Genomic DNA, 13,028 nt, shown 5'->3' with positions numbered 1-13,028 from the left:
ATCCAGAATATGAAAAATTTACTATCACTCACACTATTGCTGACATCTCTATCTAGTCAGGCACAAATTCAAGAAGAAGTAATTAACTATTCAGGCACTGCAGATGGTTATAAGGTCTCTGTTACCGGGATTCTTGAATATGAGTTCTCAAGAGATAAGCCCGGTAGTGGTTATTTCTTTATTATGAAAGCCCGTTGGAAACAAATACAAATGACTTCGATAGTGGTTGATGGAAAAACATATACTACCGGGACTTACGGTGACACCAAAATTCCATATGAATCGACCGGTTTTGCACCCCTCATTAGATTTAAAGTTTCCAATTGGGGTAATGAATCTTATGATAAGAGTGAGCATTCAAAGGGATCAATGGTAGGTCTTAATCCACATACTGGATGGAATCAAATATGGTTCGACTTTGGCATTGATCCAAAGAATTACACAAAAGAAGAGATCAATCAAAAATACGAAGATTGGGTAAGATACAGTGTTTTAACGGGTTCGGAAATCACAAGTCTCGAAGGTGGTACGGCATCTGTATTAGCAGGGCGACTCAAAGAGTATGCTCATTCAAAAGAGAAATCATTTTCTGAACAAATCTCAGACAAAACACAAGAGCAGGAAAGAGAACGTGAACTCCTGGAACGAGGCCAGGTTCAAAGTCAACCAAATTATCGAGATGAATACAATCAAAAGATTTCTGAGGGGTTTAATGAGCTTACAACACTTGTAAATAAATTTAGCAGCATCAGCGCAGAAAGAAAAGCTTATGCAAAGCAATTCGCAAATAACCTGCAGATGCAGTTGGATGCAGGGGCTCAAAGAATTGAAGAAAGAAACATGCTAATAAATGCATACAAACAAACACATAGCAAAGAATACCTGGATATCAAGAGCGCCCTAATCAATAATAGGTTTGCCAATGGTGAACTGAAGGTTTCCAGAGCCATTGAACTTGCCTATAATAATCAGGTCAGCAATGTTTTCGTCCTTCCTATTCAGATAAAAGCAAATACCCCAGATAATGTGGTTTGGGCTGATCAGAATTCTAATTTACAGGTTGAACCGGAAGACTTTGTAGGAAGAGATATCGATATCTATACTGACCTTCAACCAAAATCAATTACCGTTTCGAAATATTCTTTTGATAACAGATCAAGAATTGAAGATCTCTTTACAAAAAATGACTGTCAAAACTGCTATGGCAAAGGATACAATCTCAACCATGCTGTTCTGGTTGCATACGACTATGAATCTCTGTATTCGGAGCTTCAGCAGATATTGAATAATCAAAATTATCTTTTTGTGAATGTCAAAAAAGAAGGCAGGTTCGTTTATGACCTGTCAAGTGATTCAAGCATTAAGCTCGAACTGGATAAGATGAATACCAAAAAAAATCTCTTGGCAACCGACAAGTTGAAGGTGAATAAAATGCTGACCGGACATGCATACATAGTCGGTTCAGACAAGTCATTACGTAATACTCAAAGACTCATTATCATTAATAAGGGTCGTTTTATCATGATGGCCACTAACTCAAAAGATGCTATGAGCCTAAATTATTCGGATTATTTCAGGTCTAGGTTTGTCAATCTGAACGGACTTAAAATCAAGAAGCAAAAAGGAGTTTTTGCGAATTATGGTTTTCATGAGATGGTTTTCAACAATGAGTTCCTTTTTTCAACAAACCTCTATATCAGCGATAACGAATATGCATATGAAGCGAAAACAAACAGTAATAATTTTGCCAAAACAATTTTTTTGGGAAATGCCAAGAGAAATGGAACGACCTATAATGAATTCAAGTCCTATATTATTGTAGGTAGTGTTAATCCATACATGGATTCCTATCGACTGGTTTACGAAAATATCCTCCCAGTTCAAGGTGGCCTTTTATTAGTTGGTGATTACAAGGAAACCGTTTTCACCAATATTCCTGGTTACAGTCAGAGTAAGCGAATATCTGTTTATAATATGCGGACAAATTATTTAGGATGGTTTGCAACAACAGAGGCGGATAATATTCTCAAATACAGAATTAAACAATTCAACTATTGGCTAAATCCAACCAAAATCCCAATAGAATTATCATTTGAAAAACACTCATCTTTGGTTGAGGTTTATGATTTTAATTCTGGTCAATATAGAAAGTTTGATCCTGCAAATAGCGATTCGGATTTTAACACTTTATATGCTTCCTTCTTAGTGAAGTCCTCACTATATTTTGGTAACTACTTCATTTTCCGATTATCAAAAGAATAATTCCCAGCATTTTAGTCAACAAGCCTTGTATCTTAACAAGGACTACAGTCAACTACACTTAACCTAGCGATGCCGAACGCATCCATAAGGTACAGGTGGAGGAGGACGAGTGTGGGAGTCTACTTCAGTGCATATTTTCAAAGTTCTGTATCGGAAAGTGAAACTTTCCAGACTCACCAAAGCTTCAGCGAAGGAGAGTATTGGGAAATAAACCTGCCTGCCGGTAGGGAGGGAGTAAACAGTAAACAGTACGCCTGCCTGCTGAAGCTACAGCGAAAGCAGGGAGAACGTTTCCACAGAATTCGTCATTCCAAGACGAGTGTAAGGAGTTCTTGGAATCTACTCAATGCCAGCTTTCCACTGGTCCTGAGAAATGAGCTAACTTTAATGGAAGAAAATACTTATTTGAATGGCAAAAGATTACAAGAAGGCAATACCCCCCTGTAAGTCCTCGTTTAGCGTGGTGTTCCATAGGAATCCCTTCGGGATAATAAGGATTTTCATAATTTGAGTTTAAAATGCAATGTTGAATAAATGATCAGTTTTCTTGCCATCCGCGTTACCGCAAAGCGATCCCTATGGGACAAACACGGACGAGTGGGGAGTTAGCGTTGATTGTCCAGAGTGGATGGTATAGCTGTATTCAACTCTCATTTCCTTTCCGAATGAATTTGAGAGATTGAATTTCCTTTTTTATATTCATCCCTATGAAACTTCGCAGCTTTAAAAACCAATGGGTATTATGTTTCCCCTTCCTACTGTTAATTGCATTTTCCATTTTTACCTCCTGCAGTGAGAGTGAAGACAATCCAGGACCAAATAATGGAGGATCAGCTTCTGGATTGAAGTTTTTTAGCGTCGGAAATGCTTCAGATGCTCATGGGGTATACCCTGTCAGCAGTGGAGGGTATATTATTGCTGGAAAGACACTTGATGAACAAAGGATCGGTAATGATGGTCTGTTGATAAAACTAAAACCCTCTTTAGAGCAGGAATGGACCAAAACCTACAATTTTGTTGGAAGTGTTGGCAACCAGGAGTTTCAAGATGTGGTTGAAACAAATGATGGTGGATTTGCCATGGCCGGAAGTTATAAGGAGAATACAAATTATTACAATTTCCTTCTGGCAAAGGTCGATAAAGATGGAAATGAATTATGGAATTGGAATTACTGGAGCAGTACAAATGATTTTGATGACCAAGCATATTCTCTTGAAGAAACCTCTAGCGGTGGTTTCGTTCTTTCAGGAAACTGTCAAAGTTGTATCCAGGTAGTTGTAACAGGAAGTGATGGACAGATTTCAGGAATCAAGCAGTATAAGGAAGTAGATAATTTTAAATTTGGAGTGACTGGAGGACATTACTCTCATATTTCCCAAACCCAGGATGGAGGCTATCTTTTTCATGGCTCAATATCAGGATCCTCAGGAACCAATGCTGAAGATCCAGTAACCGTTGTTTATAAAATTGATGGGGGCGGAGTTGAGCAATGGAACAGAAGGTACAAACAGGACGACAAAATTTCCGCTACCAATATTGGCCTTTTCGTAGAGTCTACCTCCGATGGTGGATACATCATTCTTCAGCAAAGAGGTGATGTGACCTCAAATGGAATAAATACCGCGTTACTTCTCTTGATTAAAACCAATTCTAATGGAGATGAAGAGTGGCGTGTCCCCGTTAATGAAGACGAGATAAGTCCAGGTCTTTCATTTGAGGTTGTTCAAACCATGGATGGAGGATTTGTTCTGGCTTATGCCGAATCTGATCAATCAGGAGGCTTTTCCTATATCTCAATAAAAAAGTTTGATTCAAGCGGCCAAGAGCTCTGGAAAAGGATCCATGGAAAAGACAGGTTTAATAGATTAGCTCCAACAGATATCAAGCTATGCCCCGATGGAGGCTTTATCGTCACGGGATCTGACAATAATGGGTTGGCGGTACGAGGGATTTTCGTATTAAAGACCAACTCAGAGGGCAACTGACAATAGGAATAAATTTCCACATTTTCTATCCTCAATTGCTGCTTTAGATAAGAACCTCAAGACAACATATGCTGCTACGTTTTAATACTACTTTGCCAAAATCAGGAACTAGAATGTGTGGCAAGATCTTATTCGATCAACACCTTCTCGGTCTATTTCCTGTTCCCTACTGAGATGTGGTGGATGTAGAGCCCGGGGACAGTTGAGAAGTGAAGACTACCCCCCACTAGAACTCGTCCGCTTAACGGCCGATAAATTTAGCGTAGCGTTCAATTGGAATCCTCCAAATGAGTCCCGCGGACATTCGGGGTAACGAGGATTTACAAGAGATTTTAAATTACTCTCCCTCTGAGTCATCCGTAGGAGACTTGGAGGTACAAGAGATTTCAAATTGACAATTAATAGTTTCCTATAGAAAACTGGATGATGCATAAATGTGATTAAATTAGACCTTCAAATTATTTCAGATGAAAAAAACCATTCAATTTCTAAAAGCACTTAAAGCCAACAACAACCGGGAATGGTTTAATGAAAACAAATCAAAATTTCAGGAAGCAGAAAAGGAATTCAAGGATTTGGTTTTTGAAATTCAGGAAGGTTTATCGCTAATCGATAATATCGAAACAGAGTCCACCAAAGTGTTTAGAATTTACAGGGATGTTCGTTTCTCCAATGATAAAACCCCTTATCATATTCACAGAAGTGTCAATTTTAAAAGAGCAACAGCTAAGCTCAGGGGTGGCTATTATTTGAAAATAAAAAAAGGAGAATCCGCTATTGCAGGCGGTTTTTTTGGGCCATCCCCTGCCGATATTCTGCATATCAGAAAGCAAATACAACAAGACCCTTCAGAACTCAGAAACATATTGAAATCAAAGCAGATTACTGATTATTTTGGCGGCTTATCCGGTGAAAAGGTAAAAAGCGCACCCCGAGGATTTTCCAAAGACGATCCGGCTATCGACTTGCTCAAATACAGATCATTACTTCTTACAATGACTTTTTCGGATGCAGAGGTGCTTTCTTCAGAATTTGGTCAAAAAGTTGTAAATGGTTTTGCTCAAATGAGGCCCTTTTTTGATTATATGAGTACAATACTCACTTCCAATCTGGATGGAGAAGCAATAATATAAATGAGTCCGTAGCGGAGATAATTCTAATGTTATTTACTATCAAATTTTATAACATGGAGTAGAAGGAAACTATATTTTCTTTTCCAAAATTAAAAATCTCATATGAACGGCATTTTTAAATATAATAAGCTCCAGCCCTTTGGCTTGATTTAATATATATTAATCGTATTATTACGATAATTATTAATTTCTAAAAGAAAATGAAAGGTATAGGGTTTTTCGAAAAATATCTTAGCGTTTGGGTAATTCTGTGCATCGGAGTTGGGGTCATGGTCGGGCAATTTTTTGAGACTGAGATGCAGCAAATTGCAAACATCGAGATTTCAAATGTCAATATTCCCGTAGCCATTTTGATTTGGTTTATGATCTTCCCTATGATGGTTCAGGTGGACTTCTCATCTCTAAGGAACTTTAATCAAAACATAAAAGGTCTTGGTTTGACAATTGTAGTTAATTGGCTCATAAAACCTTTCACCATGGCTCTGTTTGCCTGGGTATTTTTTGACAAACTCTATTCAGCCTGGATAGATCCCTCGCTGGCCGATGAATATATTGCAGGTGCGATTCTCCTCGGAGCTGCCCCATGCACGGCTATGGTCTTTGTCTGGTCTTATTTGAGCAATGGTGACCCGAATTACACACTCGTTCAGGTATCCGTAAATGATCTCATTCTTCTTGTTGCTTTTGTGCCTATTGTACAATTACTCCTGGGTATTACAGATTTTAGGGTGCCTTATGATGTACTCATTACCTCCGTTATCGCCTTTGTTCTTTTTCCACTGGTAATTGGATACCTGGTCCATCGATGGGCCATAAAGTCCAGGGGACAGAAATGGCTTGAAGGCCGCCTGCTTCCATTATTGAAGCCTTTTTCTATTTCTGCCTTACTTGCTACACTTATTCTTCTATTTGCATTTCAGGGTTCACAAATATTGAACCAACCTCAGCATATTTTAATGATTGCTATTCCACTTTCAATACAGACTTATTTCATTTTCTTTCTGAGCTGGTTTGTGGGCAAGTATTTGAAACTGAATTACAGAGTATGTGCTCCCGCTTCTATGATTGGAGCGAGTAATTTTTTTGAACTAGCTGTTGCAGTTGCAATTGCATTATTCGGATTGGAATCCGGAGCGGCGCTTGCAACCGTCGTGGGCGTACTTATCGAGGTACCTATTATGCTTTCACTGGTATATATCGCCAAAAAATGGGCATTTTAACTTTGCTAACCTTCTGATTCATCCGACAGAGATTCGGAGGATTTATTTTTATTGTCAATTAGAAATTTAGAAAATTAGTCTGACGGTAATTATTCAAAAAATTCCTTCCATTGCATCTTTCTGAGCTTCAATTTCATTTTTAATTATTGCCTTTTTGGACTCAAGGGTTGACAAAAGGTAAGTTGACAAGGACCGCTTGTCCCTTTTTATCTCTAATCTGGCCATAATACAATTCTGAAAAAAAGTAGTTTTCACTATTTCTTTCCATTCCGTAACAGAGCGAAATTCAGGTCTGGGAAATTTATCCTCTAAATACCCCTCTAATGCATAGAAGATTTTTACATCTTGATTATTGTCTTCATTTAAGGCATTTCGATATCTAAAGTAAAATTCAAGTTCTGAATATGTGCCCTCATTTAGAATTAGGTAATCATGGTTTTCCAGAATTGAATTAAAAGTAAGGCTTTCTTTCATCCAGGATTCTGTCCACATCGAATATGGCAGATCATTCTTGTATAAACTGACCAAAGTATCAGACCAATGAAGAGGCTTTAACTTTAATAGTCTTGCCGAAATTGAATCCCGATCAATATCAGGCTGAAGGATAATTCCATTTTCTTTACCATCAGAAAGCATATCTGAATATTTTAATGAATCGTACCTGATCTCTCTTTCCAGTTTTTCAAGTTTTCCAATCAGAATTTCTCTCTCGAAATCCCTACTTCTATCTGCCTCAAGAATCAAAGCAAAATAAACAGATCCGAATATTAGAACCGCTTCGATTATTAATCTTGGTGCTTTGAGGTTTATTATCCACGCTTTAAACTTCATAGATTAAATATACCGTTTTCAGAATATAAGCTACAAGGCTGGAAGTATAAGTAGTTTAGTGACAAAGCAGTGAAACCAGAGTGGAATTAAATTGGGATAAAATGATAAAGTGTGCACCTTAAGCCGCTATATATTCTTCATTCTAAGATATCAACACCCCATGATTCATCCGGCAGAGATTCGGAAGGTCATTATTGATTTAGTCAATCAGAATTTCTGAGAATAAGTCTGAAGGAAAAAATTATTATTTAAAACAACCTATCATAACTTAAACATCTCAAAAATGAGTTTATAATCATCTTCTACTTCATTTGTGATAGTCAAAATTTCAATTTCCGAATTTGCTTTATCATAGCTATTTAAGTGAACTAATATGGTGTCACCACCATCAGGCAGCAAAACGAAATTACATTCATCCAAAACAAACCACATCTCTCCTGCTCCACCCAAATTGGCTGAACCATCATCATTCAAAGTCAGCACATCACCGACAGAAGGACTTTCAGAGTTACCCGGATCAACGGCTATACCGTTTATAGTTTCTGTTTTAGCAGTGATTTCCCATGAGCCAACAAGGGAATCTCTTTCAATAAAAGCTTCACTGCCATCACTTTTTATGAGTTTGGATCTGGTTTCATATCGATAGGTTTCGTTGCCATCATCCACAAAAGTTGTGCTCCACAGGAATAACTCATTGTGTATATCCATCATAGCTTTAAAAAGAAGAAAGACTCTATCACCATCATTATTAATGAAATTCATTGTCAATTTATTTCCAGTGTAATTATTCATGACATCGAAATTACCTTCTTTCCAATTATCAATGATATATGAAGGTGGTTCTATTGTGAAATGATTATAGGGAATAACTTCTTTTGACCAATTTTCTACAATTTTATTGTATTGAAGGCTTTGATCAGAGAATTCATACTTCCAGCTCTCTTGTTCAATAATACTCCATTTATGATCCATAAATATACCCATGACACTAACCGGAGGATATCCTCCTAAATAAAAACGTTGGTCGAGTTGCAAAACGAGATTGTAATTCACAAGGCCAATATCATCATCCAGCATGGAGGTCCGGGCCGCCAAAACAGGAATATTATCAATTCTATAAAAAGAATCAACTATAACAGTTACGCCGGTACCAATCGAGGGTGTAAGTTCAATCTCCTTAGCATCAATCGCCAAACTGCCGCTTTCGTATTCGGCCCAGCTCAGACTCCATCTTTCATAACTGCCGCCTCCAAAATGAAAGAACTCTCTATAAGGCTCAATTTGAACTGTCGATCCACCATTCCCGGAGCTGACACTTTGCTCAATGATGCTCCAAAAACCATCGATATATTTTTGTTCCAGATTTACCATAGGTGTGATATCCACAGTTTGTGAAAACTCAGCTGTACCACTGGAATTAGTGATTTTAGCAGTAACGGTATAACTTCCTTTTTTATAATAAGTCGAAACAAAATAGAGATTTTGTCCTTCATAAGGATCCAAAACAGTATCTAACCCATTTCCAAAGTCGATTTCCAGTTTTTCCCAGGTTTCCATTTGTTGAACAACAGAAGAAGCAAATGTAACTTTGAAACTTGCCGGTGCTTCGTAGTCATTTATTTCCTCTAGATTAATGTGATCCCAACTGACCAATTCAAATGTGGCATCGGGTAAGTTAACCGAAGGATTCGGTGATTCATTTTCATCTTTGCAGGCAAGAAATACGGCCATAATTAAAAGGCTCAGAAATATGCTCAGTATTCCTGATTTTGTTAATTTTTTCATGACTCTCCATTTTAATATTCAGAAAAGAAGGACATGAAAAATTTTGAGAATTCCTATGATATTGGTCAGATTCGATCGCTTTAAAGACCTCCATTGATTAGCATCAAAAATCCAATCAAACCCTTATAATTTCTATTTAATACGGTTTGAATTAATCAAATCTATATTTCAGTGATGTGGCTCGATAACATTGAAAGCTGCTCCAATGATACCGGCATTGTTAAGATTCTTAGATACATAAATTGGTGTATCCACATTTAGCTCATTTTCAAACTTCTCCATTTTTTTGCTTGCTCCTCCTCCGAGAATGAAAAAATCCGGTGAAAAAATGCGAACAAGGTGGTTTAAATATTTATTAAATCGTTTGCCCCATTCATGCCATTCTAGGTTTTCATTTTTTCTGGCGGAATCAGCCGTGTAGTTTTCAAACAAATCGCCATCATGTCCAAATATTCTGCCGAGTTCTGTATTTGGGATCAGCTGACCATCGTAAAACATCCCACTACCAATCCCTGTCCCAATGGTGATCATCAATCCCAGCCCTTTTTTATCTTTTCCTACACCAAAGTTCATTTCCGCTATACCGGCGGCATCTGCATCATTAATTATATTGAATTCAAGTCCATCACAGGCTTTGCTAAATAAAGCATCAATCTGGACTCCTTTCCATTTCGGGTCAAGATTAGAGCTGAATTTTGCATTGCCATTTATCACCACCGAAGGAAAACAACAGCCTATGTCATTATTCCAGCTAAAATGATTTTTAATTTTCAGAATCGTCCCGGCCACAGCATCGGGAGTGGATGGTTTTGGAGTGTCAATTCTAAAACGCTCAGACTTTAATTCCCCTTTTTTAGTATCTACAATTGCACCTTTTATGCCTGTTCCTCCTATATCGATTCCCAAAATATTCATAAAATAATCAAAGCCATTTAATATAAATTAAATGTAATGGGATATTTTTAATAAACGAAAATTCTCATTCAAGATCATAAAGAGATACTGCTCTATTTATAAATAAACAGAAAATTACTTCCCGGCTCATTATCACCGAACTCACCTCCCCTTGGCTGGGGCTCTACCATTTCTACGCTGCTCATTAGATCCTGATAGGTTAATATGCCGTCGCTCCCTCCATAAGTTCTCAAGGCTGTTATAAATTGCCTTGCAAATGGAGAGTGATGACCGGGGCGGCCGTCCGGTACGTATTCCTTGCCACCGGATGTTAAATAGATTCTTGTTTTATAACTCATTTTTCTTTTGATGAATAGCATCTTTTTGACCTGCTCCTCTTTTGAGGGTTCATTGCCTCTTTTGGCAATAAATGGATCAAATGTTCCTCCAAAACAAACATCCATGGTTAAAAAAATATGTCGGCAGGGAATATTGTTTATATAAGTACGAAGTGTACTATGTGGAAGGTAAGTACTTCTTGCTTCATCGCCTTCCTTTGTATTGGAGGCAACAACATAGCCCTCTTTGAACAGTTCGTCATACTCACCATGTCCGGCAATAAATATAAAAAGCTGGTCTTCATCGGCGTATAGTTTCTTAGAATACTCCTTAATCTTAAGCTTGATCTCATCCAGGGGTGGATTTATAATTTTTTCAACGTTAAAATTGTAATTATTCTCTAATTCCGCCGCAATTGTTGTTGCATCAAAAACGGGATTGACCAAATCATTCATTGCATTATAACTGTTGGTTGCAATTATCAATGCATAATCTCTCCCATTTCTGGTAAGTTTAACCAAATCATCGGGATTATTTTGATCAAATATCCTGTGTACAATTATGGTTTTATTTGCTACCTCGCCATCGATAGTTGTAAATCGAATACTAATTTCATTATCCTTAAATCTAATTGGCAGCTCATGTTCGAAGATTTGGTTGTCGGAAACCCTAAGCCTATCTTCTTCATTTGTAGTTTTATTAATGATCTTGAATTCCCGAATACTGCTTTTTGAAAGTAATTGACCTTTGATTACTATTTTTTCCTCCAAACAATAAAACGTATTCCCTCTTTCAATATATGGTTGAACAAGAACAACTTCGTTTTTTGCAGATTCATTTGACAGATTTGCTGTGCTGGGTTTATTCGCTGAGTAAGCAACTGAGGCCTGGTACTTCTTAATGGGTTCAAGATTGAGGTAGGATATATCATAATATTGAATGTCTCCTCCATAGCCTGCTGTGTATATCTTATTCAAATCAGATGAAAAAGAAACACCGGTAACAAATGTGCCATTTTGTTTTAAGGAAAAAATTGGTTCAGATTTCCCAAGTTCCCAAAAATGAACCATTCCATCGTGTCCTCCTGTGGCATAATGTTGATTATCATTGGCACTTTCTACAAGTTGAATCCATTTTTTATGCACTTTTTCAATGCTCGATTTTGAATTGCCCGTTTCGGCATCCCAGAATTTTATTGATTTATCATCTCCCACGCTAATTATAGTCTTGTTCATAAAATCAATTGAACGCGTATAACTATCATGGGCATCTATGATCTGTCCCATACTTCCCGAAAGAGCATCCCATATTCTTATTTTTCCTTCTGCATCGGAAGTGGCAATATTATTTGTTCCCGGAATTGCACAAACGCTCAAAACCGGTGAGCTAGAGACTGTTATTTTATTGACTTCCTGCTTTGAATTTAAATCCACAATACTCATTTGACCATCGGAACTTACAGCAACCAAATAATTTAGGGAGTTGATAATTTCTATATCATTGACCGTCTTTTCGAAGGAATTGTTCTGGTAAATAATAATACGCTTTTCGATATCATAAATAATAACATGTCCATCTCGGGAACCGGATGCAAATACTTTGAGCATATCGTCATCAAATGATGAAAATTCAACTGCTGTAACCCAGTCGCTATGACCTGTTAGCTTAAAAAGAGTGGATCCATTTTCAGAATCCCTAAAAATGACCTGATTGTCGTCACCTCCGGTTACGAGCCATTTACCATCTGGAGAACTCGCCATGGCCAGAATGCTTTGTTTATCAGGGTCCACTTTTTTGATTAAGGCAGGCTCTTGTGCAAAGACTGAACTACACAATGTAATTAATCCAAGCCAAACAAGATTTTTTAACATATCAGAGAGTTTTGGATTTTACAAAATTGAGATTAACGCCACCGGTTACAAGAACATATTGCATGTTCTGTCTCAGCACTTCATCCCGATTTGTAAATACCAGATTGTAATTTGCCTGCAAAAAGATACCAATGGACTGTGATACATCCATTTGAACACCGAGTCCTGCCATTGTATTTGGAACAAGCCTTGTGTTCAGGGATTGTCCTGATTCTCTGATGGTCACTTCATTGATAGGTGCTTGATAAGATTCAGGATTGGAAGCATAAAAATCTTTAATAACAATTTTGCTGGGTGATCTTTCACCGTTGTATATGGTAGCTCCTGCTGATACTACAACAAAAGGAGATATTTTCTTATCGAGAATTTTATATCGGGCATATGGATTTATACTGATCAGAGTTATCCATGATTCATCGCTATCATCCACCTGACTTGAGCGGGGATCATACCATGACCAGAAGTCAGTATATTCTCCTCTCATTCCAATTGACAATTTCTTATTGAGATTGTATTGAAAATCAGCGGCAAAAGCAAACCCGGAGCTCATATTACTGTAGAAATAAGGTAAGCGATCTTCTCTCAAGTCTTCCCCCATTGGTATGGCATAACCAAGTGAAAAATCAAAAGTCAGCTTCTTTTCAAATTGAGCTTTTGATATGGAAGACACTGATAATAAAATGACAATTATTGTTAATATCCTTTGCA

9 protein-coding genes are annotated in these 13,028 nt (G+C 37.5%); 4 read left to right on the top strand and 5 right to left on the bottom strand.

Translation table 11 applies throughout. From position 1 onward, the window contains the following. Positions 1-9 precede the first annotated feature (9 nt). The 4 genes from HZR84_14000 to arsB all read left to right on the top strand — a co-directional run bounded on the left by HZR84_14000 (position 10) and on the right by arsB (position 6,600). Positions 10-2,262, top strand: a complete 2,253-nt coding sequence (locus HZR84_14000) for a hypothetical protein (protein ID QNL23007.1) — start codon at positions 10-12, stop codon at positions 2,260-2,262. A 707-nt stretch (positions 2,263-2,969) separates the two neighbouring features. Then, the gene (locus tag HZR84_13995) at positions 2,970-4,247 is read left to right on the top strand and encodes a hypothetical protein (protein QNL23006.1); all 1,278 of its coding nucleotides are present in this window, start codon (positions 2,970-2,972) and stop codon (positions 4,245-4,247) included. 467 nt (positions 4,248-4,714) lie between these two features. Further along, positions 4,715-5,380 carry a DUF2461 domain-containing protein gene (locus HZR84_13990; GenBank protein QNL23005.1) on the top strand — a complete coding sequence of 222 codons (666 nt, stop codon included), beginning with the start codon at positions 4,715-4,717 and terminating at the stop codon, positions 5,378-5,380. Positions 5,381-5,580: 200 nt separating this feature from the next. Next, the gene (gene arsB, locus HZR84_13985; protein QNL23004.1) at positions 5,581-6,600 is read left to right on the top strand and encodes an ACR3 family arsenite efflux transporter; all 1,020 of its coding nucleotides are present in this window, start codon (positions 5,581-5,583) and stop codon (positions 6,598-6,600) included. Positions 6,601-6,693: 93 nt separating this feature from the next. Here arsB and HZR84_13980 read toward each other — a convergent pair whose 3' ends face one another. The 5 genes from HZR84_13980 to HZR84_13960 all read right to left on the bottom strand — a co-directional run bounded on the left by HZR84_13980 (position 6,694) and on the right by HZR84_13960 (position 12,990). Next, the gene (locus HZR84_13980; GenBank protein QNL23003.1) at positions 6,694-7,431 is read right to left on the bottom strand and encodes a hypothetical protein; all 738 of its coding nucleotides are present in this window, start codon (positions 7,429-7,431) and stop codon (positions 6,694-6,696) included. A gap of 261 nt (positions 7,432-7,692) precedes the next feature. After that, on the bottom strand, positions 7,693-9,216 hold the full coding sequence (locus tag HZR84_13975) for a hypothetical protein (protein QNL23002.1): 1,524 nt from the start codon (positions 9,214-9,216) through the stop codon (positions 7,693-7,695). A gap of 168 nt (positions 9,217-9,384) precedes the next feature. After that, a complete protein-coding gene (locus HZR84_13970; GenBank protein ID QNL23001.1) occupies positions 9,385-10,131 on the bottom strand; it encodes an ROK family protein in 747 nt (248 codons plus the stop codon). A 92-nt stretch (positions 10,132-10,223) separates the two neighbouring features. Continuing rightward, a complete protein-coding gene (locus HZR84_13965; GenBank protein ID QNL23000.1) occupies positions 10,224-12,320 on the bottom strand; it encodes a caspase family protein in 2,097 nt (698 codons plus the stop codon). 1 nt (position 12,321) lies between these two features. Beyond that, positions 12,322-12,990, bottom strand: a complete 669-nt coding sequence (locus tag HZR84_13960) for a hypothetical protein (protein ID QNL22999.1) — start codon at positions 12,988-12,990, stop codon at positions 12,322-12,324. Positions 12,991-13,028: the final 38 nt, after the last annotated feature.

Source organism: Hyphobacterium sp. CCMP332 (assembly GCA_014323545.1).
Classification (GTDB): domain Bacteria; phylum Bacteroidota; class Bacteroidia; order Cytophagales; family CCMP332; genus CCMP332.
Note: the sequence above shows the minus strand (reverse complement) of the source record. Positions and strands in the feature narration are given on the sequence as shown.